We start from the raw sequence: 24,983 nt of genomic DNA on the forward strand, positions 1-24,983 counted from the left end.
CTCATCAATGTGAGTCAGGAATGAAAAGAACGTTAGTATCGGGGGACAGGGCCACATAAGCCCTGAACCAGGGTTCATCATTGACCAAATGCCAACGGTGTCCTCCGCCCGTTGTGTCCTCGGCCCATAAAACATCACCGGGATGCAGAACAAAACGTTTTCCCGTACGTGACTCGAACGCCAATATTCCCCGCAGGGTAATCACAAATTGATTGGTTGGTGCATTGTGCCAATCGAAACTGCCCCCGCTTTGTGTTTCCCGAAAAGAAACAAATCTGGCTGAAGCCATCAGGGTACTCGTGTCCTGGCCTTGCTTCATATCCATTTGCAACTGGCCTTCCTCAAAATCGGACTGTCCCGTTTCATCCGTAAATAAACGCACACAACGAATCATTGCTTGAACTCCATTTTTTCCTGATTATTTTTTATTAACCAGTTCTGCCAGCAAAATGGCGCACCGGTGAATGACCTGAAAAGCAAACAGACAAAAAATTTCAGCACAACAAAATCAATTTTCCATAAACGGTACAACCGCGTCCTGGGGCAAAGTGATATAAACCCTTACCCAGGGTTCGTCGCCAATCATCCGCCAGCGATGTCCTTTCCCACCTGTTTCTTCGGTAAAAAGCACATCTCCTGCCCTGATCTCGAAATGCTGACCTGCCTCGGTTTCAAAAGCCAGATGTCCTTTCAGGGTCACCACCAATTGCCGGTTGGGATCCGGGTGCCACGCTGAGGCCAAGCCCGCCGGCGTATGCCTGAAAAAAACCTTGTTTGCGCTCATTTGAGCAGTTGTGAAATCACCCCGTTCAGCCTCATCGTATTTCAATGTGCCTTCCTGTGCCTGTACCTGCCCCCTGGAATCGGTATATACGCGTACGCACCGCAACATGTTTTCTCCTTTTTCTTATATCAGTCAGCCAACCATAACCTGCTTTATATTTCCTTGATGTTAATGTATACGATGGCTGTCTGTTAGAAACACTGAATCTCAATTAATAATGCGATATGTGGTTTAATTGTCACATAATTATTCAGTTCTATACTATTTATTGCCGGGCAAGCAAAGTTACGCCTGTGCGGATTCCAGCCCGCTTTCTGGCTGAAAAACCAGTGACATCGGGCTATTCAAATAAGAGTACTGTAAAGCCACACTGGCCACATCACCATGAAGCAAGTACTCCAGCCCATCCATGGCCGAAGGATCCACCCAGCCCGTTCCGGTTGGCGTAATGATGACCAATGTTGAGCGGTCAAAAGCCTTCACGCGGATCAGTTCATCCAGCAATAAGCGGGCACGCTCCATGGGACTGTCGGCCACCTGCAAACCGGCATAAAGCCGTATGGGTTCAAAAGCTGCCTGACCGGTAAAAGCGGTAATATCGGCGGCACTCGGACCCGATGCAACGAACTCTCTTCCCGCCCGTCCCAATTCACGCCAGTCCAGTTTTGAATTAATACTGCCTGCCCGTTCCGCGATAAGCGGTTGGGGACGATCGGGCTCTAATAGTGCATCGTATTGCTGAAACGAACGATCCAACACCCGGAATGTATATTCAACCAAAACACCATTGGTTAACGTGATGATGAGAAATACCGCCAGCACTACACCTGCCACCGTGGAAACCCGACGCGGAAAGCGTTGATACAGCTTGCCAGTAAGCATTTTGCCAGGTTTTGACATGATAAGGGGCTGTTGCCATTAAACCCAGACAAGCCACAATGGCAACCGGTCTTACCACCCTTAAACTGGCTGAAGACAGGCCTGGCAGTTCAAGGTAACGATAAACACTGCGTAACACAACGCCAATGCCATAACCTGCCCCAAAAGCAAAACCGGAAAGCCCCCCCTGCACCACCTGGTTTCGTGGAGTCAGGCTGGGAGTTAAGGATGCGGCAAACAGCAATGCACCCAATATGAGTCCAAATCCACATATAGATCTGAAGAAATTTCGCATTTTATTTAATGTCTCTGTAAGTGATATATGTTCAGTCTTATGAGATGCAAGACTGAAGACTATTTTCTGCCCTGACTGGCGCAGTGACTGCCTGGTATTTTGTAACGAAAACCATAACTAAATATATTGACCGTAACCAGCTGAAATTTTTGCTGGTTATCCGGTTTTAATTGGGCTGCAATGCGGCCAACACCAATACAATAATAAAAACGATAATTAGAATTTTTAAAAATGAAGGTGCGGACTTGTTTTTCTGTGCGCCAGGGACAGGTTGAGCACTTAACCCCGCCTCTTTTAAAGCCTTGACAATTATTTTTTTCTGTTTATTGCTTCTATTAATTTCCAGCAAATGAACAATCGCAAAGATCAATATGACAGGGAAAGCAAATGGAATCGTCGCCAAAGATATAAATGCAAGCATAAAATAAAAAATAAATATCATGGCATTTCCTAATTTAAATTATCAAAACCATATACATATTACAAAATATCAAATTTCATGCCAATGGATTATTTTGATCCAGGGGTATGAAAGCAAGGTCCGTGCAATCCAAGCAAAATCATAAAACTAGTAAATAATTAAAACAAATAGAAAAATTTCAGCCTACATAGAAAGTCGCAACAAGAAATAAATTTCAGCAGAGAGTTTTACAAAGGTAAATAAATCAACGATAAAGCAGTATTTTTTGCTGAATTTGATACACTTGCCTACTTTACCGTTTCCCTGATCAATTCTCTTTTTGTTTGGTTGGTGTATGCTTTTTTTAAAAAATTTTAAATTTAATGTTTTTAGGAATGAGGTTTGAGTTTGTTTATTGATGCTTTATCTGTCGTTGCGCTGATAATTGCGGTGATCTTGTTTCTTCATATGATGGGTGGCTTCTTTGTTGGGGGATCACACAAATACGATGAAAATGGAGAACGCGTGGAAGTTAGCGCAACAGAGATGTTATGGATGCGAGTCAAAAGTGGTTTGACATTTTTAAGCATCGTCGGAACCGGGATTGTATTAATGGGCAGCTTTATTTTCCTGGTAATGAGGGGCGCAAGGATTATCAACCGCTTGTTCTAACCTATACCTTTGTTCCCTTGTAATAGCCCCGCGCTTTCTATAGCCAGGGTCACTCAGCCAAAGGCACCCAACAAAAACGCACCCTCATTACTCACATTTCCCACCGCCTTATTCGCCATTTGCATACGCATTTTTTCCGATGGATACTGCCCGGCTATTTTCCGTAACAGCATATTATTACTGTTGTTACCTTCACTCAGCCAGGCCGCATAATCAGCCGATTGTAGGATAACCGGCATGCGGTCATGAATTTCTTGGGTAAGCGCATTGGCTGCGGTGGTAATAATGGTGAAGTTGGGTACCTCTTCATGAAACTCCAGCAACCCGGCAAACCCAAACAGGCCCGCTTCCGGGTAGATGAAATACGGTTGCTTACCCGAAGCGGTGGTTTTCCATTCGTAATACCCATTGGCCGGTACGATCACTCTTGACCGCCGCCAGGCATTCCTGAAAAACGGCTTTTCTGCCGCCGTTTCCACTTTTGCGTTGATGGGTTTAGGCATGGCCTCATTCGCCCATGATGGCCGCAGGCCCCAGATGGCATGCATTAACACCCGCCTGCCATCCACCTCTTTAATAACCGGCGCAATTTGCTGGGGCGCAATGCGTAAGCTTACCGTCAAGCGCACAGTTCATAACTAGAAGCTTCTGCTGCTAACTGTCGTTTAAATTCACTGGGTAGTAAGTTACCCAATGACTCATGGGGTCGTTCCTCGTTATAACTTAACATCCAGGCCCAACTGAGGTCTCGCACCTGATCCAGCGATGAGAACAAATGCGGGTCCAGGACTTCGGTGCGATAACTGCGATTAAATCGCTCTATATAAGCATTTTGGTTTGGCTTGCCTGGCTCAACATAACAAATCTTGATGTCATGTGCTTCACACCACTGTGTAAAAGCAAGCGACGTCATTTCACTACCATTATCCACGCGAATCATTTTAGGCAGGCCTCTTTCTGCTTTAAGTTGCTCCAGCGTTCTCACCACTCTGGTGGCCGGCAGTGAGGTATCAATCACGATATCCAAGGCTTCCCTGACGCCTTCGTCAATGATATTGAGCACACGAAAGCGCGTACCGTTGTAAAGTGCATCGCTCATAAAATCAAAAGACCAACTGTAATTCGATTCCGCAGGCACTGCCAAAGGCGCTGGCGCACGCTCGGGTAAGCGTTTTTTGGTGCGACGTTTTTGGTTCAAATTCAGCGCACAGTAAATACGCCACACTCGCTTGAAATTCCAGAGTTTTCCATCCAGTCTCAATCGATAAAAACATTTCCAGAAGCCCCAACGGGATCGCGTTGGATCTTGCACGATTGCGTTAAGCGCATCAATGATAGGTTGATCACGTTCAAGACGATGCTGACTGGGGTCAGGCCGGTACCAACTGCGACGAGACAGGCGTGTCAGACGAAATGCCCGGGCAATGGAAAGCGAACCTTGCTGAACCAAGTGCAAGGCCGCTTCACGTCGTCGCTCCAGCGTCAGAGCTTTCCCAGCAAATCTTTGATCGCTGCGTTCTCCAAAGCCAATTCTGCATACATTTTCTTTAGACGGGCATTTTCCACCTCGATGTCCCGCAATCGTTTCAAATCCGACGCCTCCAAACCACCGTACTTGCTTTTCCACTGGTAATAAGTCGCGTTGCTGATGCCATGCTCGCGACAAATATCGGTCACTTTCATGCCTTGCTCAGCCAATTTCAAAATAGCCACAATCTGAGTTTCTGTAAATTTAGATCGCTTCATGATTTCCTCCATCAAAGATGATAATGGCAGAAATCTCTGGTTTTGGCTTGTGCCTTTTTAGGGTAAGTTTACGGATGGCATTCGCTTGGTTAATTTAATGATGGATTATGAAGTTGGGGTTTCATCCAGAATTTTCAAAGTACCCAAAGTTGATACTGATTATTTTGATGAGGACGAATAAATAAATATACTGGCTTTATATTTAATTTATAAGCACATTTAAATTGACACATATTTGTTTCTTAAATCAACTTAAGGTAACATTATTATCCACCTTGCGTATGATGCAGCGGAACGACAGGAAAAAACAATGAGTATCAAACAAAAAATAATGAAACCAGCAGTATTTCGGCTCCTGTCACTTTGGTTCTCAAAGTGGATGACGAAGCCCCAATTAGATTTTCTGCTAATTTGATGCGTAGAAATGAGCATTATTATCACGCCAGCGTCCTTGGCAAAGATTATCCAGAAGAAACGGTAACAGCGCTCAAACAAATTCAAGCCGCAAAATCCAAAATACTCATTGGCATTATGCTTGGAAACGATAACAATTACTCAGAAGCAATCGGCGTATCCGGGTCAACCGCAACCACAACTGCTTTTATGAAAGCATGCGGAATTAAGCAGTAAGCGGCCTGACTAAGCGCAACTGTTCCGTGCCAACAGGAAAAAATCAAGCCACATACCTCAACATAGTGACATAATGAATACCGCTGCCCGCCAGCACAAACAAATGCCAAATACCATGCGCATGACGCCAGCGACTGTCGTTGGCATAGAATAAAATACCCGCCGTATAAGCCACACCACCGGCCAGCAGCCATAAAAAGCCGTCCCGGCCCAATGCCTCCATTAGCGGGAATAGCGCGATAATTGCCAGCCAACCCATTAACACGTAAAGCAGCATTGAAAACACCCGTTTGCCGCGCGCCAGCCAGATTTCCTGGACAATGCCCAGCACGGCCAGCCCCCATACCACTCCAAACAACGTCCATCCCCAGGCACCCCGCAGGCTGACCAGGGCAAAGGGCGTATAGCTGCCGGCAATCAAAAGATAAATGGAACAATGGTCAAACTTGCACCAGATCCGCTTGGCCCTGCCGCGCAGGCTGTGATAAAGCGTGGACGCCAGGTATAAAAAAAGCAGCATGGCCCCATAAATGCTGAAACCGACAATCTTCCAGGGATCGCCTGCCTGTGCGCCAAGCACAATAAGCAATACTGCACCTACTACCGCCAGCCCTGCCCCTGCCAAGTGGGAAATACTGTTAAACCGTTCACCGTAATACATTCGCCTGTTCCTTTTTCATCCAACATTCTGTGGTACCGCCAATTTTTATTAAGTTATACACCATACCCGTTACCTTTCCCCCGCTCGAGAACAAATAAACGCATAAAATTTATTTCCAATTTGCTACTAAGCCCATAACCAAAAAGGCATAGTTTTATTACTTCTTTTTCAATTGACACAAAAGAATGATTCTTACTAAGATCAGCATGCTTCAGTAAGAAGCATTTGTCATTTTAATTGAAGCTTAAGATATAAATTATTCTGTTATCACGTATAAAAATTTTAGTATGTACAAAAAATATCAAAAATATCTGTTTGAAAGGAGACATCACTACAATGTCAATCAAGAAACTCTTGTTTACGGCCATAGCCTCATTATCGCTGGCCCAGATTGCGGTTGCCCAAACTGACCAGCCCAAACCACCCAACATCATTGTCATTCTTGGCGATGATATCGGTTTCAATGATATAGAACCCTTTGGTCAAACCGTTATTCAAACGCCCGAACTGAATAAACTGGCGGCCGAAGGGATGCGTTTTACCAATTATCACGTGCATCCAACCTGCTCACCCACACGCGCCCAGTTAATGACCGGGGTTGATAACCACTTGGCGGGAATGGGTGCCATGGGTGAATACCGCACCCCTGAAATGGACAACTATCCCGGAAGCTATATTGGCTCCCTGAACGAAAAAACCAATACGATTGCCGAAGCCCTGAAGGAAAATGGTTACTTCACTTTCATCACCGGCAAATGGCACTTGGGCGCCAAACCGGAACAGCTGCCTGAAGCAAGGGGGTTTGATAAATCCTATATCCTGATTAGTGCTGGTGGAAGCCACTGGGATGACTCCAGTCTGGTTGCCATTCATCCTAAAAACAAATTCTCCGAAAACGGCAAAATCATTCCCAGGGATACCGGCGAGTACTCATCCGATCTTTACACCAATAAATTCATTTCTTACATACAGGAAGCCGAGAAGCTGGATAAGCCATTCTTCGGTTTCCTTTCTTTCCAGGCCGCTCACGACCCCTTGCATGCGCCTGCCGATTTCATCAAAAAGTATGAAGGAAAATTCAGTGCCGGTTATGAAAAGCACCGTGAAGAACTGTTTGAGAACATGAAGCGTCTGGGAATTGTACACAAAACCAGCGTGATGTCTCCTGCTGCCCCGATGCAAAAACGCTGGGATGAGCTCAGCCCCGATGAAAAGAAATATCAAGAACGTCTGATGGAAGTGTATGCCGCCATGGTTGACAATATTGATATGAATATTGGCAAAGTGGTTGCCGAACTGAAAAAATCAGGAGCCTATGACAGCACAATGATCTTTTATTTCCATGATAATGGCCCCTCTCCTTCCTACATGGATTTCTATCCAGGCAATGCGGACGGAAAATGGATTGCACAGGAGTTTGATACGTCTTACGAAAACCTCGGTGCCCCCAAATCCTATGCCGGCGTAGGGCCTGGATGGGCAGCAGCCAGCTCGGCACCGTTCAAGCTGTTCAAATTCTTCATGACCGAAGGCGGCACATTATCACCCATGATTGTCAAAGGCCCTGCCGTCAGCAAGCCCGGCTCCATTAATGACGCTTTTCTGGGCGTTGAAGATATTTACCCCACCATTCTGGAACTGGCCAACGCCGAGCGTAGCGAAACACGTAATGGCATCCCGCTGGCCCCATTAAAAGGGGTGTCCTTTGCCAATGTCCTGCAAGGAAAAGCCGACTCTGCCCGACCTGACAACTTTGAGCGTGGCGAAGAGCTGTTCAACAATAAGGTTTATCGTATGGGCAAATGGAAGTTAAGCTGGTTGCCCAAACCTTTTGGTGAAGAGCGCTGGCAACTTTTTGATATGGATAATGACCGCACTGAAACCCGTGACCTGGCCAGTCAGCATCCTGAAATTGTTGAGGAAATGGTGAAAAAGTATGAGGTTTGGGCCAAAGAACATAACGTTCTTAACTGGGATTCCGAGTTCCTGGCCCAAGGTCTTTTCAATTATTTTGATTGGAGAAAAGGCCTGCCAACACAAATCATCATTAAAGACTAAACAGTAATCATCAGGGATACCCGTCATGAAACGAAAATATTTACCCGGCACATCCATGCTTGTCCTAACCTTGCTGATCAGTGCAGGCAGTCATTTCTGTCAAACGGCTCAGGCTACGCCCAAACACGTGCAAATCGGAGATGGGGTGAATGGTCCTCGTGGAATGGTTTGGATTGACAGTGGACAGTTTCTGATGGGCAGTGACAGTGACAAGTCACAACCCAATGAACGTCCTGCCCATCTGGTATCCCTGGATGGATTCTGGATAGACCAGCATCATGTCACCAATGATGATTTTGAGAAGTTTGTTGCCGAAACGGGTTACATCACGACGGCAGAAAAAAAACCGGACTGGGAAACCATCAGCGTCCAATTGCCTGAAGGCACCCCTCGTCCGAATGATTCCGTTTTAGTTCCCGGAGGCCTGGTTTTTATTTCAACCGAAAAACCGGTATCACTGGCTGATTACTCTCAATGGTGGCGATATGCCCCTGGTGCAAACTGGCGACAACCCAACGGACCGGGTTCAAATATCAAAGACAAGGGAAACCATCCTGTTGTACAGGTTTCGTATGAAGATGCCATCAACTATGCCAAATGGGCCAAAAAACGATTACCGACAGAGGCGGAATGGGAATATGCCGCCCGAGGCGGACTGGATCAGGCCACATATGCCTGGGGAGATATCCTCAAGCCTGACAATAAGGCAATGGCCCACACCTGGGATGAAGCCAGCTCAGCCTTTCCTGTGCAGTCAGCCAAGGTTTTACCAGGCACACTTCCCGTTAAAAGTTTTGAGGCCAACGATTACAAGCTGTATGACATGGCCGGCAATGCCTGGCAATGGGTCGCCGACTGGTATCGTCCCGATTCCTTTGTGATACAGACCAAAAACCCGTCAAATCATAATCCCCAAGGACCAGAGGCTTCCTTGGACCCAAGCAGGGTCAGGCCGGATGCGCCCACCCGGGTTATCCGTGGCGGTTCCTTTTTATGCAGTGAAACATATTGCGAAGGATACCGTGTTAGCGCAAGACAGGGACAAGACCCGTACAGCAGCTCGGCCAACGTGGGGTTCAGGCTGGCCATGAGCATGGAGGAATGGGAAAAACTGACAAAAGATTAAACCTTGTCCATTTTCCGGATGAAATAAAATGGACAATAAAAAATAAACCCCGCTACTCAAAAAACAGGGGGTTTATCAGTAATCTGACCTGTTAATTAAAACAGGTTTATTTTTCATGCCTGGATTTGAGCTGTTAATTCATCCAGGAATTGATCCATCGTTGCGTACGGGCACCAGTTGCAAAACGGTTCCATTGCTCTTCGGGACGATTGAAGGCTTTGGTGAATTCATCACACATGTCCCGGTTCTCACTCATTTGCGCAACCGCCTGCATGGTTTCCTGGCGGGGCGGTTTCAGGAACAAATTGGTCCAATGGGTGGCACACTCAACGCGATCCCTGCGTTTATCATCCACGATCTGGCAGAAACGCTCGTCAATGACCGACTGCTTGACAATTTCCTCACCCAACACGAAGGCACTATAAGAAGCCATATTGGCCCCCTGCCCCATCAAGGGATCCACCGTGGCATGCGCATCGCCCAGCGCAATGGCAAATTTATCATCACCAAGGCCAATATAGCCTTCACGAACCACGGGTATAACTCCCCCTTGCAATAAATCACGGGAACCATTAGCCAGATCGAACTTGGCCGGATCAATGCGTGCGCTAATGGTTGGGTGATACTTCTCCAGCTTTTTCAACATGGCATCAAGGAAACGACGGGGGTTTTCATCATAATTCAAATGCGCCCATTCCTCTGTGTCACCGCCAGGTATGTTCAGGGTTAGCAATGCATGACCCGCGCCCTGGAAGGTCACGGTAGGCAAATCAATAATCTCACCATTTCCAGGAGAGTTGGACAAGGTCACGTTACGGTGTTCCTCATCGGCAATCCCTGTATAAATACCGGCACAAATTATGCGTTGAGGCGCTGAATGCGGACTGAGTTTTTCATTGCGTGCAAACACATCCCTTAATGTTCCCTTACCCACGCACACCACCACCAGATCCACGCTTTTGGCCAATCCGGCCAGGTCTGCCGCCTGAATGTCTTTGTATTGAATCTTGCCTCCTCGTTCAAGGAAATCATTCATTAGCTGGGGCAAATAAATTCTGTAGTCAACCGCCCGGCTGGGAGAACCCAAATCACCACGAAAATGCAAAGGTTTTTCCCCACCAAAATAATAGGTCTGGCCTGGATAGCCATATGTTTCGTCGCACCAATGGTTCACGCCCAGCTCCTTTTCACGTGCAACGGTAATTGCATGATGGGTGACTGTATTAAGCAGTCGCAAACCGGCATATTCTTCCGGTTCGCGATCGGTATAGATAGTGACGTCCACATCATGCTGACGCAGATATAAACCAAGATGAAGCCCACCGACACCCGCACCCACAATGGCAATTTTTTTATTCATCTGAATAAACTCCTTTAAATATCAATTAAATTCTTATAATGGAAAAAAGCGATTTTTTATATGAAAAATATATTTGAATCAATATCTTACAAATAAAACACACATCGCCATTTCATCTTAAATTGATACCATAAAATATTCAAATGAAATAAAATAGCACACCACATTACTTTAAAGTTATATTGTTTTTTTAAAATCAAGACTGAAAGTTCAAGACAGAAATAAATGTTTCCTGTTTTTCTCAATCGACTCAGGTGTATCAAAATCCATCACGCACCCCTGATCATCAACAGGAACCCGGGTTAGGTCATTGGTATTGTCCTGCAGGATCTTCCTGGCGCCCCTGTCGCCTCCCAAACTGACAAGATCGTTAAAAAACGTCTTGGCAAACCAGACAGGATGTCCCTGTTGCCCCTGATAATAAGGGGCCGCCAATTTTGCATGAGTCGCAGAAGCCACCATACTGTGCAGGGTTGATACCTGGATAAGTGGCAAATCTGCCGGACTGATGAGCCAGCCGGCATATTGTTCAAGATGGGAGACCGCATAGGAAAGCGAGTCACCCATGCCAGAGGACGAAAACGGCATTTCCAGAAAAGAGATGCCTTCCCGCTTTAAGCAGTCGATATGTTGCCGGGAATGGTTGCTAAGCACCACCCAGACATCAGAGCCCAGAATACGCTGGATTTTTTTTGCCGTATGAAGAAACATAGGCACACCATTCACATCAAGCAGACGTTTATCTGTGCCAAAACGAATGGATTTACCGCCAGCCAGAATAATGGCCGCTATTTTTTGAGGTTTCTCCATATGTCTGCCCCGGGCTAAAATACTTTTTCAACATCAATGTTTTTGGCATAAGCAACATCAGAAGACGGTGGCAAATTGACCGCATTTTTCACGGCCAGGATTTCGGCCATCACACTGACGGCAATTTCTGATGGTGTCTTGCTGCCAATATAGACGCCAATTGGTCCGCGCAAACGTGCCAGTGATGCCTCGGTCTGGTCAAAATGCCTGATCATTCTTTCTTTTCGGGCACGACTGTTTTTACGTGACCCGATAGCACCCACATAAAAAGCATCTGTTTCCAAAGCCTGCAATAAGGCCAGATCATCCAGTTTCGGATCATGCGTTAGCGCAACAATGCAGGTACGGGCATCTGGCCTGAACGCATCCACGGCGTCATCAGGCATCAGAGTGGTTAACTTGGCCCGTGGTATGGACCATTGTTTATCTGCATTAAGACGTGGGTCACACACCGTGACATCAAAACCGCAAAACAAAGCCATGGTGGCCAAATACTCGGATAATTGCCCTCCACCGATAATCAGCATACGATATTCAGGACCGAAACAGCTTGACAAAAAACCGCCTTCAAGCCGCAAGGGTGTGGGTGCCGGTGCACGCGACAACACAACGTTACCGTCCTCCTGCCGGACAACCCGATTCATCAGGTTTCCGGCATCCAGTTCCGCCACCAACTCGGCCAAAGCTTTCACATCGGTGTTAAACTCCAGAAAAAGCTCGATGGTTCCGCCACAAGGCAATCCGAACTGGTGTGCCTCGTCGGCGGTTACCCCATATTTGATCAGCTCGGGAGGACCATCCTGAATGCCTGAAGATGATCCAAAACGGAGAATAAGGTCATCTTCCAGACAGCCTCCCGAGACAGAACCGACGGTGGCACCACTTTCTGACAGTGCCATGATAGAACCGATTGGGCGAGGTGAAGAACCCCATGTCCTGACAACCGTCACCAAGACCGCTTTCTGGTCCCGTTGACGCCACTCAAGCAAGGTACGCAAAACCATTACATCAAGATTTTCCATGAGTCCTCCTTATGTTTATTTAGTCACGACATGATAAGTCAAACCTGCCCTCTCGATAAGAAAAAGGGTTTTCGCCTATCAAAAAAACGTCTGAATACCAATCCGGGAAATAGACTGGTTTCTGCTGGAGGAAGCATCGTCAGGTCCAAATAAACCATTGATGCTGGCTCTGGCATCCTTGTTGGTTCTTTGGTAAATCTGCTGCACATAAACCAGCGTGCGTTTTGACAAAGAATACGACAACGTCGAGTTAATTTGATGCGCATGATTTTTATTCAGTTGTGCATTGCCTTTCATATAGTTATAGCTGGCACCTAATGCCCATTTGGGATCAATTTGCCATTTTCCGCCAATTTCAGCCGCATAAACAGATGCCTTATTGGAACGGTTACTGGTTTTGGTAAACAAGGCAATCGCCGTCACTTTCTCAAACGCATAGTGCATACCCACACCCCATGTCCGCACAGGTGTTTGTACCGGCATCATGGCTGCGTCCACCCCATATTTCACATCGGTATAGGCAGCGCCAATGCCAAAAGGCCCCGATTTATAATTCAGGCCGAAACTGAGCGTCCTGTCTTTAGTCGACCTATTGGGCCCAGAGCCAAAGCCATATAGTGCGCCTGCAGTAAAACCGCCAAAATCTGGTGTTCTATACTTGACAGAATTATGCACTTGTTCTCCGGCTGTCCTGTCCCAATCAGACCCTCCTGTTGCATTAAAGGGGATACCCAACTTTGCAAAAGGACCTTGTCTAAACGTATATAAACCGCCGGCACTGGGCCCCGCCGCATTCCTGGAAATGGTCAGGGAATCCCACATGAAATCGAATTGGTTACCTAATGTCAGGCGGCCATATCGATCACTATCCAAACCTACAATTGCGGTACGGCCAAAAAGACCATGTCCGGGAATGGTTTTGCCTTCATGGATATCAAACTGGCTTTGCAAATCAAAAATGACTTTTGTGCCATCACTTAAATGCTCACTGCCTTTAAATCCAATAAATGAAGGTGTGTAAATACCTGAATCCGTCCTAAAACGCCGGTCATCTCCCTGATTTGAAATATACGATACACCTATATCCAGCAAACCATAAATTTGCACACTATCTTTTTTTTCCGGCTCTGCGTGTGCAATGCCACCTGCCAGGCAACAGGCCAAGCCTGCTGCCACCAACTTCTTCTCCATGCCATCTTCCTTTTTTAATAAATAATAATATTTTTAATTTGAATAAAATCAATCACTTGAATGATTTTGTGCAAAACAGAAGGCAATAGAAAACCCTCCGTTTTACACGGTATTTTTTTACTTCGTTTGCTTAAATGTCTTTAATTAAGACTTGGCAAGAAAATCACCTATCGTTTCATCAGTATGAAAGACAGGTTTTTCATGATAGTGAGGACCATCATAAATTTCGATCAGCACACTACGTTCGTGTGCAATAGTTGGACCATGCGGATGCCCAACTGGATTCATATAGAATGAACCGGGCTTCAATCTCAAGCCAACGTCAACATATTCATAATCACCCTCAAGGCAATACATGAACTGATTCGAGGCATGCGTATGTTTAACGGGAATACGACCGTCTTTCTGGAACTCCAGCAAGGCAATGCTGGCCCCGGTGTCTGGATTTTTCCATAAGAAATACTGCCGGAAACCATACTCGGGATAATCAATCCACTGTTCAGGATCCAGGTCCCGGGTATTCAACAAAACCTCCAAGGTTTCACAAAGTACTTTATTTTGCTCATGCATAGTAAAACTCCAATGCCGGACGCCCTTCTTTTACCCAGCGGTTATATTCTTCCTTACTGGCAACATTGGCAGGGAACAAGCCAATCAATGAACGGCCACGCTCCAGGTGCCAGGCAACAAACTCTTCGTACATTTCAGCCTCGGCTGCTTCATGGGCCACCTCATCAACCAGATAACGGGGAATCACCACAACTCCATCCCCGTCACCAACGATAATGTCACCCGGATAAACACAGACACCGGCACAACCAATTGGCACATTCCACTCAAGCGGATGCATGCTTAACGGTGTTGCAGGCGCTGCGCTTCTTTGCTGGAACGCGGGCAATCCAATTTTAATGAAGGCCGGAACGTCACGAAATCCGCCATCGGTCACCACCCCTTCCACACCCCGTGTCTTCAGGCGCAAAGCCATCATGTCACCCATTGACGAGGCGCGCGTGTTGCCAAACGCATCAATAACCAACACCGAGCCTTTCGGGCAGATTTCCATTACCCCCCGATGTTTATTGTCATCGCGGGAATAAGCATCCATCGTGTCGATGTCTTCACGTGACGGAATAAACCGTAATGTAAAGGCGGGCCCGATCATTTTGGGCTGCCCGGGTGAGAGCGGATTGATACCCAACATCAATGTATTGCGAAAACCGCGCTTCAGTAAGGCATTGGACAAATTGGCCGTACTGCTTTTCATCAAGGCTGCACGGGTTTCCTCAGAGATTTGAACAAATTCATTTTGGCTTTTTACGGTATTCTCTGCCAGGTTTTTTGACATCATATATGCTCCTAAATTCGTAATAGAACCTGTCATATGCTATTTACGCAGAGTTTCTTTAACAATGGTATTTCTCAAAATACCCACACCTTCAACTTCCACTTCAACCACATCGCCCTCTTTCATCCAGACTTGGGGATTGCGACGCAAACCGACACCTCCGGGCGTACCGGTTACAATCACGTCACCGGGTTCCAAAGCGGTAAAGGTGGAAATAAAACTGATCAGGGTAGGAATGGAAAACGTCAGCATGTCTGTCGTGGTTCTTTGCATTTCCTCGCCATTCAAACGGGTAACCAGGCTTAAGACGCGATCGGTAGACAGCTCATCCGTTGTCACCAGCCAGGGGCCAAAACCTCCGGTTGCATCGAAGTTCTTGCCAGGTGTCCATTGATTGGTAGCCAATTGCCAATCACGTACGCTGCCATCGTTATAGCAAGAGTAACCGGCAACATGTTCAAAGGCCTGATCTTCGGGAATACGACGACCACCCTTGCCAATCACGATCGCAATCTCACCTTCAAAGTCAAACTGATCCGACTCTGCAGGACAAACCAAGGGGCGATTATGACCCACCTGGGATTCATTCAAGCGCAGGAAAATAACGGGCACCTCGGTATCCGGACGATTGCCCTCGACACGATGAGCAAGATAATTCAGGCCGGCACAAAAAATACGCGGTGCATTCGGAATAACCGGTAAAAATACCACGTCGTCAACATGAAAGTCAGGTTGTGAGTTTTCCACCAGCGCTTCCAGACGGTTCAGCCAGCCACCTTTAATGGCAGACAGAAGATCCGGGCAAGCATTACCCAGACGACGCCCCAAATCATAAACATACTCGCCCTCCACCAACCCGAAAGTTGAGCGATTCTGACTTACAAAAGACATTAATTTCATGACTACTCCACTTATCCTTATTTCTCTAATAAAGCCTAAAAAAATTAACTTAATTTATACCGACGGCATTAATTAATGCGATTGGGCAAATTCAATGGCCCGTTTCAAGGCATAAACAACCAGTTGTGCCCGATAGGCAGCCGAAGCATGCATGTCTGCGTTCAGACCCTCTGCGGACTGAACACATGCATTTATTGCGTTCACACTGAAATCAGATTCAAGCAATTTTTCAAATTCACGCTGGCGAAAGACACAGGGACCGGCCCCATTAATCGCAACACGAATTTTTTTATCCATAGTTTGCGAAACAAAACATCCCGCCATCACATAACCCGACGCCGGATTGGGCATTTTGCAGTAACCTGCTTTCAGCACACGTGGAAAATTCACACGCATCACGAACTCGCCTTTCTCAAGCGCCGTGCTGAACAATCCGGTAAAAAAATCATCCGCATCAATCGTGCGTTTATTGGTAATTACCTTGGCGCCCAAACCCAACACGGCCCCCGGGTAATCGGCGGAAGGGTCATTATTGGAAATGGAGCCACCAATCGTGCCCATATTTCTAACCTGAGGATCTGCAATGCCGCTGGCCAAAAATGCCAGGGCCGGAATGGCCTGTGCAATTTCCTTGTGAGCCGCCACGTCAGCATGCCGGGTCATGGCCCCCACCGACACCATCTTTTCATCAACGGTAATGCCACGCATTTCAGGCAGATCCTGTAAGTCAATCAGCAATGCCGGATTGGCCAGTCTTTGTTTCAGGGTTGGCAACAGCGTCATACCCCCGGAAATGAAGCGGGCTTCAGGATTTTTACTGAAAAGCTCATTGACTTCCTGAACACTTTTCGCACGCACATAATCAAAGTTATACATAGTTATACGTTCCCTGCCGATACGCTACCCTGACACTTCCTGGCACAAGAATGAATGGCATCCACAATCCCCTGGTAACCGGTGCAACGGCACAGATTACCCTCCAGCTCATGACGAATGACCGCCTCGTTGTCAGCACAGCCACGATTCAGGATATCCAGCCCCTGCATGACCATTCCCGGTGTACAGTAACCACACTGTAAGGCATGGTGTTCCTGAAAGGCGGCCTGCAGCGGATGCAGGTTTTCCGGAGTTCCCACCCCTTCAATCGTGATCACTTCTTTTCCATCTGCCATAACGGCAAGCGTGGTACAGGACTTGACACTTCGGCCATCCAAATGCACAGTGCAACAACCGCACTGTGTCGTGTCGCAACCCACATGAGACCCTTTCAGGCCACAATTTTCACGCAGAAAATGAACCAAAAGCGTACGGGGTTCAACCTCGTGTTTCTGCTCAATACCATTAACCATAATGGCGACTGTAGTTTTTGACATATTTTGAATACCTCGGTAAAAATCCTGACCTGAAACACCCTTATCTGGAGCCCAGATAAGCAGCCAGTAAAGCAATTACTAAAACGGTGAAAGCCCAGGTCCATGCCGGCATTTGAATGGATACACCCGATTTGGATGGTGTCGCTTGCGCATACACCGGAGCAGGTACAAAAGCCGGTGTCGCAGCAACCGCCGAACCAGCCGCTGCAACAGCAGTTCCCATTGCCGGTGCTGCCACCTTGGCAGGTTCTGCCACCGCAGGCGCTGGACCCAGCAATTGTTGGCTGAAACGCTCAAAAAACTGTTTGGTCAATTTGGCCGAGGTCGCATCAATCAGGCGTGAACCGATCTGTGCAAGACGCCCGCCTATTTCTGCCTTGGCTTCATATTTCAGCAAAGTCCCCTGATTGGCCGCCTCTTCCAGCGTGACAACCGCACTGCCTTTGGCAAATCCGGCGACGCCCCCATCTCCCTCAAATGCCAGGGTATAGGTTTCAGGTGCTTTCATATCAAGTTGTCTAAGTTTTCCATTAAAACGGGCCTTTACCGGACCAATTTCAATAACCACCCTAACCGCATAAACGCCTGTCTCCACCTCAGTCACTGACTCACAACCAGGGATTGACAACCGAAGCACCTCCGGATTCATCAGGGCAGACCACACCTTTTCCCGAGACACGGGAAGCTGCTGTTCACCATTTAAAATCATGTTTTTGTCTCACAAAAAAATTAAAGGGGCGGCAAAGTTGCCGGACGCTTGGTTTGCCATCTGAATTGATAAACTTCTATTTTTGATGACAGCTCCGCCTTCTCAAATGGATCGTTATTGATCATCTCCCATACTTCCGCTTCATCATGGGCATCAATAACCATCATCCCGCCAATAGATACCCCGTCCTTATTCTGCATGGGCCCACCAAAATGAACCCGGTCATGAAATTGCTTCATATATTCCGCATGCAACGGACGCGTCGCCTTTCTTATTTCTTCCGCTTTGCCATCGGTACGGTCAGTCCTGTATACAATAAACTGCTTCAACATCCTCATTTCCCTTCACATTCCTGATTCAATTTGTTCATTTCAAACTTCATGCTTATGATTCAACCGCTTGCGGTGCTTTTCCTGATGCCTTGCTTTGCTGAATGGCTTCCCAGACTTTCAATGCGGTCAAGGGCATATCGATATGCTTGATGCCATAAACACTTAATGCATCCATCACTGCCGACGCTACCGCCGGAGGCAAGCCAATGGTTCCGGTTTCAGCTCCTCCCTTGACGCCAAGCGGATTGGTTTTTGTGGGTACCGGCCTTAAGCCCACACGGATACGTGGGAAATCCTTTGCCTTAGGCATGGCATAATCAGTAAACGATCCGGTCAGCAGCTGGCCATCTTTGTCATGCACGACTTCTTCCAATAACGCCTGACCCACTGCCTGGGCAATACCGCCAATAATCTGACCCTCAAGAATCAGCGGGTTAATGACATTACCCACATCGTCTATACCGGAAATATCAACCAGCGTGATTGTGCCTATTTCAGGATCAACCTCTACTTCACAGATATAACAGCCATTCGGATAGTTTTGCGGTTGCGCTGTAAAGTACCCCCTTCCCTCAAGGCCTGACCACAGTTCAGCCGGCAATGGCTTGGGTGTTCCCCAGGCATAGGTTGTCTTGGCCACCTTGTCCAACGTGATTTCCTTGTCCAGGGCTGCATGGCGATAAACACCATTCGCAAACTCAAGGCCCTCCTCATCACATTCCAGCAGGATGGCGGCAACCCGCCTTCCCCTTTCGATAATCTGGTTACACGCGGCCAGCAAGGCAGAACCGCCGACCGTCATACTGCGTGATCCGAAACTGCCACGGCCGTTGGCCACTTTATCGGTATCACCCTGAATCAGTCTGATTTTTTCAATAGGCACACCCAGCCATTCATGGACCATCTGGGCGTAACTGGTTTCATGTCCCTGGCCATATGAGAAAGTACCGGCAATAACCGTAAGTCCGCCTGTCGCATCGAAACGCACCTCCATCCTGTCGCTAATCGTGGCTGCCACTTCGATGTACATGGACAAGCCACGTCCGCGCAATAAACCACGTGCCGCACTTTCTTTGCGACGTGCATCAAAACCGTCCCAATCGGCCAGTTTCAGCGCATCATCCATAAGGGCTTCAAATTCACCGCAGTCATAGGTTTCATTAATAGCCGTACGATAAGGCATCTGCGCCGGACTGATCAGGTTACGGCGACGGATTTCAACCCTGTCCATACCCAATTCAGCGGCAGCCAAATCCATCATGCGCTCAACAATCAGGGTGGACTCGGGACGTCCTGCTCCCCGATAAGTGGTTAATGTACGGCTGTGCGTAAACACACCGTTTACTTTGACATGCATGGCCGGAAAGGCGTAAACTCCCGACAACATACGTGACCCCACCAAGGGAGGATGCGCGGTTGAGGGACCTAACTGACATCCCAGGTTGTGGTGGATATCCACCCGAAAACCAAGTACCGTACCATCATTCTTTAGTGCGATTTCAGCATCGGCAACCTGGTCTCGTCCGTTAAAATCGGACAGGAATGACTCGCTGCGATCGGCCACCCACTTAACCGGCCGACCCACGCGTTTGGCGGCCCATAAAACCAGCACTTCCTCGGGATAAAGACCGCCTTTGGTACCAAACCCGCCACCGACATCGCCAGCAACAACATGAACCTGATGAGCGGGAACACGGAAAATATGTTCTGCCAGCAACAAACGGATACGACTCGGGTTGGCGGCCGATGAAGTCAGGTGATAACGCTTGTCCGCTTCATGATATGCACCGATACAGGTACGAGGCTCCAAAGGGTTTCCTGCAAGACGCTGGCTGCGGATACGGCTTTTAACAATACGGTCTGCTTTTTCGAAGGCGGCATTGGTCGCCTGCTCGTCACCCATTTCATGACGGAAGCAAATATTACCCGTTGCCTCTGGCCAGACCAGCGGTGCATTTTCCGCAATCGCCGACTCTACGGTAGGCGCTGCGGGCATATTGTCATAAACCACCTGTATGCGCTCGGCAGCATCCATCGCCGCAGGAAGCGTTTCCGCCACAATAAAAGCAACCGGACTGCCAATAGCCAGAACACGCTTTGAGGATAGAGGTGGAAATGGGGTGGGATGATATTTCTTTCCGGTAATGGTGGGCGGAATGCTCACGCACGGAATATGACCCAAGCCATCCTGTTCATAATCTTCTGCTGTCAGGACCGCCAATATTCCCGGCACGTCCAGTGCACCTGAGACATCAATACTGACAATATTGGCATGAGCGACTGTGGAGCGTAAAACATATCCTCTGGCCTGTCTTGGTAAATTGACATCATCCGCAAAGGTTCCCTGTCCGGTTAACAGACGTACATCTTCCACCCTGGGAAGCGGTGCCCCTATTCCCTGGGATACCTTGACCATTGACTCTACTTTCATTTACTTTTCTCCACAAATACCCATGCCGCACACTTAACCAACGACTACCAGCATGAAGTCGCATCGTATACATTCTCATCCAGTGAGAATGTCAGCGGAGTGCCCTTGCTGATAATCTTTCCATAACGACCCGCATAGAAAAGCAGGCCCCTGTCCGGATGTTTGGGGCGCTCCATTGTATGAACCCGCCCCACAAACAAGGTATGATCCCCACAGGGATAAACATGCTCCAGGTCTGTTGCGATCTGTACATTGGCACCTGACAGGACGGGTACATTACCAATACGTTCAAATTGCGGGCATTTACCTTCAATGGGTTTACCTGCGAAGTGGTTACTGCACCATTCCTGGTGCTCACTCAAAACACTCACCCCGAAATAGCCCGCACGTTGAATGCGATCATGCATTCTTGCCGTACATGCAACAGAGACAATAATCAGCGGCGGTTCCAGTGAGCCGGACATGAACGCATTGGCGGTCATGCCATGAGGCTCCCCATCCACATCAGTGGAAATAACAACGACACCGGTGGCAAATTCACCCATGGCATTGCGAAACTCACGTGGATTAAAATTGGCGACTCGCTCGGCACGCTGTTTTTCAAGGATTAATTCTGTCATTTGAATCTGCCTCATGTTGGTTGGATTAAAGTCTTGCCTTAACCGTTTTTATTCAAAAAAGTCCCGCGTAGGGTCCATGCCCCACTGGGTCGTATCATCAGCAAAAACATCGTAATACAAAGGCTCGTAATCCTCATTAACGACATCACCATCGGTATAGTGCTCAACACGAAAACCGAATGGATCACGCCAATAATCAAAAATCTGGCTCCCGATCAGATGGCGACCAACACCACAATCCAGGCGATGTCCCTTGGCAACCAGATAGTCATGAGAACCCATGACGGAATCAAGGTCCTGGAATTCAAAAGAGCAATGATGGACACCGGTCACTTGTGCCTGCACGATCAGCATGGAATGATGATCAACAAACTCCGCTCCCTTGTCCATGCGCAGGAATGTACCAATTACCTGACTCTTGTCGCCCGGCACGCACATGTAATCGGAAGCCAGCAGACCAAAACGCTCATCGAACCATTTGACTGACTCGGGATGATTGCTGACACGCAATACAAAATGACCGATACGCAAGGCCAGCCCAGGCTCACGCTTTGGACGCAAAGAGGCGTTGTAACGGGTTTTCACATGACCGGCATTGAATGGATTGGGCGGACGATGCGTGATTTCCTCGGCAGGCTCCTGACCCCAGATCGCATCAATTTGCACGTTATCCGGTGTCATCATCCGAACACGCCAGCCACCGCCCGGGTAGTCATCCACTTTGGTCACGGCAGAGGAACCTGGCAACTTGGCAAGTTCATGCAGGTCCTCCATGCTTTCCATACGAATAGCTGCACCAATGAATTTATTTTCATCTCCAAGCAGAGTGACATGCAAAAAGGGTGATGTACCTGCCCCGCGCATAAACAGACTTTTGTCGTCTTTATGTGCTGTTAATAACCCGAAGTCCTGCATAAAAGACTCCATCAGATCCAAATCATTAACTTGGTAAACAACATAGGCAATTTCATTTCCTAATGGCATATCTCTCTCCTTAAAATAAAAATATTGGTTTAATTATCTGCGTTTGATAACGCTTACATCATCAGGATTGATCAGGTCAGGTACGGTCCATCCGTCAAGATCATATTCACTCATACATGTATCAACGAATGATTTCATCTTATCCAGATCACCTGTTCCTTGCGCATCCCACAAGTTGGCCAGGCGGGTCACATCGTTGGAGCCAAGATAATTGATTTCATACAATTCATGACGGGCACCAAATTCAGTACCAATGGTGTCCCACAGCAGCTTCATAGTCTTGACACGTCCCTCGGCATCCACATCACCCGTACCACGGACATATTTGTCCAGGTAGCCACGAATTTCAGGCGCTTTGAAGTCATTTGCGTGTGAATTCAAGTAGATCAGGCCACTTGCCACGCTGGATTCAATAATATTTTTGATGGCAGGGTAGGCAATTTGCGACAATACACGATAAGACGTTGCAAAACGTGCATCAGGCTGAACCATGCCATTCCATGGCACATTACTTTTTGCCATCGCATCAGACAAGCCCCACATGGCATTACGCCAAGCAATAACTTCGCCAAAACGCGACTGCACGCCATGGAAACTGGCGCTGCCGGTAATTTCCAATGCCTTTGCCAATAAACCGCAAATAAAATCAAGTTTGACAGCAAGACGAGTACAACCATGCATAGCAGCACGACTATTAAAGCCGGAGCCGGGTGCAAAATCGTTTGCCAGATCGGCATTACCGTACATAAACACATCTTCCCATGGAATAAATACATTATCCATGACCAGAATCGCATCGTTTTCATCCAGACGGCTTGACAACGGGTAATCAAATGGGCTGCCTGTCACTGCGGCACGATATTCATTTGAAATACGGGAAATCATTTTCATGCCAGGCGCACCGGTAGGCACCATGAAAATAGGTGTATATTTAGGATCTTTAATCGGAAGCTGGCCAGCATGTGCCACAAAGGTGTAGTGAGTCAGGGCTGAACCGGTCGCCACCACTTTGGCACCACTGACATAAATACCCGCATCGGTTTCTTTTTCAACGTGGATGAAAACATCAGAAGTATCTGCCGTCGGCTTGTTACGGTCAACAGGGGGATTCATGATCGCATGGTTGATATACAAAGTGCGCTGCTGTGCTTTCGAATACCAGCGCAAGGCGTTTTCTTCGAAGCCTTTATAAAAGGCCGAGTTGGCGCCCAAGGTACCCAGGAAAGACCCCTTGTAATCTGGAGAACGTCCCATCCAGCCATAGGCAACACGCTGAATTTCAGCAACCGCATCACGCGCGGCAACCTGTTCTTCTACGGTTTTGGGAGCCAAAAAATAACGATGGGTAAAACCACCCGAGTCATTGGGAGCTGTCAGCAGCTCACGACGTGACTCATCATGCATCGCATCATACATGCGCGCAATCATGCGGGCCGAGTTTCTGAAAGCCGGGTGCTCTGCAATATTTTTAACCCGCTCACCATAAATCCAGACCTCACGACCGTCATCAAGACTTTTCAGGTATTCTTCTCCGGTAAACGGTATGTTTTTTGCATTCGATTTTGCATCTTTCTCTTTTAAATTTGTTTCGACTTTCATGTCATATCTCCATATATTTTAAAATTAAATTAAAATCAATTATTTTCTTGACAAAGCCATGGCCAATATCAATATCAACCCGATTGTCATTGTTGATGCATAAGCCCCAACCTGCATCAGATTCAAGCCGTTTTGAACCAGCATAATCAACAGCGTACCAACTACAACAGCAAATACACGCCCTACACCACCGGCCAGACTGACACCGGCAATAACGCAAGCGGCAATTGACTCAAGCGGTAAGGTCACACCGACGTTCGCCTCCCCTGTACCCAGGCGGGCAGTTAGCAACAAACCGGTCAGGGAAGCAAACACACCACAAATCACAAAGGCCTGGATGATAACCCGTTTAGTGCGAATACCTGAAAGATCAGCAGCACGCTGGTTGCCACCTGTCGCATAAACGTGACGTCCAAAGCGTGACCACTCCAGAAGACCATAAGTAATCAGGATCAGCAGCAAGGCAACCAATGAAGGAATGGGAATACCCATAAACTCACCAAATCCAAATACCTCACCCAAAACATCGGGCAAACCGTAGACAGGCACACCGCCACTGATAAACAACGTAATGCCGAACAAAACGGAAGACATGCCCAGGGTCATCATAAAAGGGGGAATTCTCATGACCGCCATGCCAACACCATTGATCAAGCCAAAAACGGCACCCACCGCAAAACCGACCGCACTGCCCGCCGCAATCGCCAGCCAGGGACTGTCAGGCATGGCGGCCATCATGGATGCCATCACCAGTGCAGCGGCCACGGATGTCAATGCCGCAATGGCCCCGACTGATAAGTCAAGTCCGCCCACCACCAGCACAATCAATTGCCCCAAAGAAACAATCAAGAGGTAAACCGATTGCCGGGCAACATTCACCAGGTTATCTGCCGTTGCAAACCCGGGAGCCATGACATAAAAAACCAGTGAGGCAACAATAAACAGAACCGGCAATACCAGCATCTGGCGGTATTTATAAATAAAATTCGCACTCAGTCCCGAGGCGGGCTTCTTTTCTGTAACAGGTAAAGTAGTAGTCATTGATGTTGTGTTCAT

27 protein-coding genes and 1 pseudogene are annotated in these 24,983 nt (G+C 47.6%); 4 read left to right on the plus strand and 24 right to left on the minus strand.

Annotated elements, in window-relative coordinates; all coding sequences use genetic code 11:
* Positions 1-4: 4 nt before the first annotated feature.
* The 5 genes and pseudogenes from KU392_RS00655 to KU392_RS00670 all read right to left on the minus strand — a co-directional run bounded on the left by KU392_RS00655 (position 5) and on the right by KU392_RS00670 (position 2,400).
* On the minus strand, positions 5-394 hold the full coding sequence (locus KU392_RS00655) for a cupin domain-containing protein (RefSeq protein WP_217734296.1): 390 nt from the start codon (positions 392-394) through the stop codon (positions 5-7).
* 114 nt (positions 395-508) lie between these two features.
* A complete protein-coding gene (locus tag KU392_RS00660) occupies positions 509-892 on the minus strand; it encodes a cupin domain-containing protein (RefSeq protein WP_169294856.1) in 384 nt (127 codons plus the stop codon).
* Between the two features lie 177 nt (positions 893-1,069).
* A complete protein-coding gene (locus KU392_RS14240; protein ID WP_281421591.1) occupies positions 1,070-1,432 on the minus strand; it encodes an alpha/beta-hydrolase family protein in 363 nt (120 codons plus the stop codon).
* A gap of 21 nt (positions 1,433-1,453) precedes the next feature.
* Positions 1,454-1,958, minus strand: a pseudogene (locus KU392_RS14245) (alpha/beta-hydrolase N-terminal domain-containing protein); the annotation flags it as partial.
* 166 nt (positions 1,959-2,124) lie between these two features.
* Positions 2,125-2,400 carry a hypothetical protein gene (locus KU392_RS00670; RefSeq protein WP_217734298.1) on the minus strand — a complete coding sequence of 92 codons (276 nt, stop codon included), beginning with the start codon at positions 2,398-2,400 and terminating at the stop codon, positions 2,125-2,127.
* A 360-nt stretch (positions 2,401-2,760) separates the two neighbouring features.
* On the opposite strand from KU392_RS00670, the gene KU392_RS00675 reads away from it, so the two are divergent.
* Complete coding sequence (locus KU392_RS00675; protein ID WP_217734299.1) at positions 2,761-3,030, plus strand: hypothetical protein; 270 nt, start codon at positions 2,761-2,763, stop codon at positions 3,028-3,030.
* A gap of 53 nt (positions 3,031-3,083) precedes the next feature.
* Here the strand turns inward: KU392_RS00675 and KU392_RS00680 are convergent, their stop codons facing one another.
* Both KU392_RS00680 and KU392_RS00685 read right to left on the minus strand, forming a co-directional pair.
* Entirely contained in the window at positions 3,084-3,653 is a 570-nt protein-coding gene (locus KU392_RS00680; protein ID WP_217734300.1) for an SOS response-associated peptidase, read from the minus strand.
* A protein-coding gene (locus tag KU392_RS00685) for an IS3 family transposase (RefSeq protein WP_425514640.1) occupies positions 3,650-4,776 on the minus strand; the annotation gives its coding sequence in 2 pieces (ribosomal slippage) (positions 3,650-4,518 and positions 4,518-4,776; 1,128 coding nt in all). Before KU392_RS00685 ends, KU392_RS00680 begins: the two co-directional genes overlap by 4 nt.
* 375 nt (positions 4,777-5,151) lie before the next feature.
* Here KU392_RS00685 and KU392_RS00690 point away from each other — a divergent pair.
* The gene (locus KU392_RS00690; protein WP_217734301.1) at positions 5,152-5,406 is read left to right on the plus strand and encodes a hypothetical protein; all 255 of its coding nucleotides are present in this window, start codon (positions 5,152-5,154) and stop codon (positions 5,404-5,406) included.
* A 43-nt stretch (positions 5,407-5,449) separates the two neighbouring features.
* Here the strand turns inward: KU392_RS00690 and trhA are convergent, their stop codons facing one another.
* Entirely contained in the window at positions 5,450-6,067 is a 618-nt protein-coding gene (gene trhA, locus KU392_RS00695) for a PAQR family membrane homeostasis protein TrhA (RefSeq protein WP_169294265.1), read from the minus strand.
* Positions 6,068-6,403: 336 nt separating this feature from the next.
* On the opposite strand from trhA, the gene KU392_RS00700 reads away from it, so the two are divergent.
* Both KU392_RS00700 and KU392_RS00705 read left to right on the plus strand, forming a co-directional pair.
* The gene (locus tag KU392_RS00700) at positions 6,404-8,125 is read left to right on the plus strand and encodes an arylsulfatase (RefSeq protein WP_217734302.1); all 1,722 of its coding nucleotides are present in this window, start codon (positions 6,404-6,406) and stop codon (positions 8,123-8,125) included.
* A 25-nt stretch (positions 8,126-8,150) separates the two neighbouring features.
* Positions 8,151-9,251 (plus strand): formylglycine-generating enzyme family protein, encoded by a 1,101-nt coding sequence (locus tag KU392_RS00705; RefSeq protein WP_217734303.1) that lies wholly within the window; start codon positions 8,151-8,153, stop codon positions 9,249-9,251.
* 133 nt (positions 9,252-9,384) lie between these two features.
* Here the strand turns inward: KU392_RS00705 and styA are convergent, their stop codons facing one another.
* The 16 genes from styA to KU392_RS00785 form a co-directional block, all read right to left on the minus strand.
* On the minus strand, positions 9,385-10,611 hold the full coding sequence (styA, locus tag KU392_RS00710; RefSeq protein WP_189383491.1) for a styrene monooxygenase subunit StyA: 1,227 nt from the start codon (positions 10,609-10,611) through the stop codon (positions 9,385-9,387).
* Positions 10,612-10,821: 210 nt separating this feature from the next.
* Positions 10,822-11,421 (minus strand): nucleotidyltransferase family protein, encoded by a 600-nt coding sequence (locus tag KU392_RS00715; RefSeq protein ID WP_217734304.1) that lies wholly within the window; start codon positions 11,419-11,421, stop codon positions 10,822-10,824.
* 14 nt (positions 11,422-11,435) lie between these two features.
* Positions 11,436-12,443 (minus strand): XdhC family protein, encoded by a 1,008-nt coding sequence (locus KU392_RS00720; protein ID WP_169294260.1) that lies wholly within the window; start codon positions 12,441-12,443, stop codon positions 11,436-11,438.
* Positions 12,444-12,521: 78 nt separating this feature from the next.
* Positions 12,522-13,634, minus strand: a complete 1,113-nt coding sequence (locus tag KU392_RS00725) for a porin (RefSeq protein WP_217734305.1) — start codon at positions 13,632-13,634, stop codon at positions 12,522-12,524.
* 144 nt (positions 13,635-13,778) lie between these two features.
* Entirely contained in the window at positions 13,779-14,204 is a 426-nt protein-coding gene (locus KU392_RS00730) for a cupin domain-containing protein (RefSeq protein WP_169294258.1), read from the minus strand.
* Positions 14,197-14,982, minus strand: a complete 786-nt coding sequence (locus tag KU392_RS00735; RefSeq protein ID WP_217734306.1) for a ribonuclease activity regulator RraA — start codon at positions 14,980-14,982, stop codon at positions 14,197-14,199. The genes KU392_RS00730 and KU392_RS00735 overlap by 8 nt, the downstream gene beginning before the upstream one ends.
* A gap of 36 nt (positions 14,983-15,018) precedes the next feature.
* Positions 15,019-15,879 carry a fumarylacetoacetate hydrolase family protein gene (locus tag KU392_RS00740; RefSeq protein WP_169294257.1) on the minus strand — a complete coding sequence of 287 codons (861 nt, stop codon included), beginning with the start codon at positions 15,877-15,879 and terminating at the stop codon, positions 15,019-15,021.
* 72 nt (positions 15,880-15,951) lie between these two features.
* Positions 15,952-16,755: an FAD binding domain-containing protein gene (locus KU392_RS00745; RefSeq protein ID WP_169294256.1), complete on the minus strand. Its 804-nt coding sequence runs from the start codon at positions 16,753-16,755 to the stop codon at positions 15,952-15,954.
* 2 nt (positions 16,756-16,757) lie between these two features.
* Positions 16,758-17,252 carry a (2Fe-2S)-binding protein gene (locus KU392_RS00750; protein WP_169294255.1) on the minus strand — a complete coding sequence of 165 codons (495 nt, stop codon included), beginning with the start codon at positions 17,250-17,252 and terminating at the stop codon, positions 16,758-16,760.
* 40 nt (positions 17,253-17,292) lie between these two features.
* The gene (locus tag KU392_RS00755) at positions 17,293-17,961 is read right to left on the minus strand and encodes an SRPBCC family protein (RefSeq protein ID WP_169294254.1); all 669 of its coding nucleotides are present in this window, start codon (positions 17,959-17,961) and stop codon (positions 17,293-17,295) included.
* 20 nt (positions 17,962-17,981) lie between these two features.
* The gene (locus tag KU392_RS00760; protein ID WP_169294253.1) at positions 17,982-18,293 is read right to left on the minus strand and encodes a YciI family protein; all 312 of its coding nucleotides are present in this window, start codon (positions 18,291-18,293) and stop codon (positions 17,982-17,984) included.
* A 52-nt stretch (positions 18,294-18,345) separates the two neighbouring features.
* Complete coding sequence (locus KU392_RS00765; protein WP_217734308.1) at positions 18,346-20,724, minus strand: xanthine dehydrogenase family protein molybdopterin-binding subunit; 2,379 nt, start codon at positions 20,722-20,724, stop codon at positions 18,346-18,348.
* 44 nt (positions 20,725-20,768) lie between these two features.
* Complete coding sequence (locus KU392_RS00770) at positions 20,769-21,344, minus strand: flavin reductase family protein (protein WP_169294251.1); 576 nt, start codon at positions 21,342-21,344, stop codon at positions 20,769-20,771.
* Between the two features lie 48 nt (positions 21,345-21,392).
* The gene (locus KU392_RS00775; protein ID WP_217734309.1) at positions 21,393-22,328 is read right to left on the minus strand and encodes a VOC family protein; all 936 of its coding nucleotides are present in this window, start codon (positions 22,326-22,328) and stop codon (positions 21,393-21,395) included.
* Between the two features lie 33 nt (positions 22,329-22,361).
* Entirely contained in the window at positions 22,362-23,927 is a 1,566-nt protein-coding gene (locus KU392_RS00780; protein ID WP_169294250.1) for a 4-hydroxyphenylacetate 3-hydroxylase N-terminal domain-containing protein, read from the minus strand.
* 39 nt (positions 23,928-23,966) lie between these two features.
* Positions 23,967-24,968, minus strand: coding sequence for an ABC transporter permease (locus KU392_RS00785; RefSeq protein ID WP_217734310.1), 1,002 nt, complete (start codon positions 24,966-24,968; stop codon positions 23,967-23,969).
* Positions 24,969-24,983 lie beyond the last annotated feature (15 nt).

The sequence above is a fragment of the Advenella alkanexedens genome, assembly GCF_019132845.1.
GTDB classification, from domain to species: Bacteria; Pseudomonadota; Gammaproteobacteria; order Burkholderiales; family Burkholderiaceae_B; genus Advenella; species Advenella alkanexedens.

Coding starts and splice junctions, on each gene's coding strand:
- KU392_RS00655 (WP_217734296.1), bottom strand. CDS start 394: ATGATTCGTTGTGTGCGTTTATTTACGGATGAAACGGGACAGTCCGAT.
- KU392_RS00660 (WP_169294856.1), bottom strand. CDS start 892: ATGTTGCGGTGCGTACGCGTATATACCGATTCCAGGGGGCAGGTACAG.
- KU392_RS00670 (WP_217734298.1), bottom strand. CDS start 2,400: ATGATATTTATTTTTTATTTTATGCTTGCATTTATATCTTTGGCGACG.
- trhA (WP_169294265.1), bottom strand. CDS start 6,067: ATGTATTACGGTGAACGGTTTAACAGTATTTCCCACTTGGCAGGGGCA.
- KU392_RS00700 (WP_217734302.1), top strand. CDS start 6,404: ATGTCAATCAAGAAACTCTTGTTTACGGCCATAGCCTCATTATCGCTG.
- KU392_RS00705 (WP_217734303.1), top strand. CDS start 8,151: ATGAAACGAAAATATTTACCCGGCACATCCATGCTTGTCCTAACCTTG.
- styA (WP_189383491.1), bottom strand. CDS start 10,611: ATGAATAAAAAAATTGCCATTGTGGGTGCGGGTGTCGGTGGGCTTCAT.
- KU392_RS00715 (WP_217734304.1), bottom strand. CDS start 11,421: ATGGAGAAACCTCAAAAAATAGCGGCCATTATTCTGGCTGGCGGTAAA.
- KU392_RS00720 (WP_169294260.1), bottom strand. CDS start 12,443: ATGGAAAATCTTGATGTAATGGTTTTGCGTACCTTGCTTGAGTGGCGT.
- KU392_RS00725 (WP_217734305.1), bottom strand. CDS start 13,634: ATGGAGAAGAAGTTGGTGGCAGCAGGCTTGGCCTGTTGCCTGGCAGGT.
- KU392_RS00730 (WP_169294258.1), bottom strand. CDS start 14,204: ATGCATGAGCAAAATAAAGTACTTTGTGAAACCTTGGAGGTTTTGTTG.
- KU392_RS00735 (WP_217734306.1), bottom strand. CDS start 14,982: ATGATGTCAAAAAACCTGGCAGAGAATACCGTAAAAAGCCAAAATGAA.
- KU392_RS00740 (WP_169294257.1), bottom strand. CDS start 15,879: ATGAAATTAATGTCTTTTGTAAGTCAGAATCGCTCAACTTTCGGGTTG.
- KU392_RS00745 (WP_169294256.1), bottom strand. CDS start 16,755: ATGTATAACTTTGATTATGTGCGTGCGAAAAGTGTTCAGGAAGTCAAT.
- KU392_RS00750 (WP_169294255.1), bottom strand. CDS start 17,252: ATGTCAAAAACTACAGTCGCCATTATGGTTAATGGTATTGAGCAGAAA.
- KU392_RS00755 (WP_169294254.1), bottom strand. CDS start 17,961: ATGATTTTAAATGGTGAACAGCAGCTTCCCGTGTCTCGGGAAAAGGTG.
- KU392_RS00760 (WP_169294253.1), bottom strand. CDS start 18,293: ATGTTGAAGCAGTTTATTGTATACAGGACTGACCGTACCGATGGCAAA.
- KU392_RS00765 (WP_217734308.1), bottom strand. CDS start 20,724: ATGAAAGTAGAGTCAATGGTCAAGGTATCCCAGGGAATAGGGGCACCG.
- KU392_RS00770 (WP_169294251.1), bottom strand. CDS start 21,344: ATGACAGAATTAATCCTTGAAAAACAGCGTGCCGAGCGAGTCGCCAAT.
- KU392_RS00775 (WP_217734309.1), bottom strand. CDS start 22,328: ATGCCATTAGGAAATGAAATTGCCTATGTTGTTTACCAAGTTAATGAT.
- KU392_RS00780 (WP_169294250.1), bottom strand. CDS start 23,927: ATGAAAGTCGAAACAAATTTAAAAGAGAAAGATGCAAAATCGAATGCA.
- KU392_RS00785 (WP_217734310.1), bottom strand. CDS start 24,968: ATGACTACTACTTTACCTGTTACAGAAAAGAAGCCCGCCTCGGGACTG.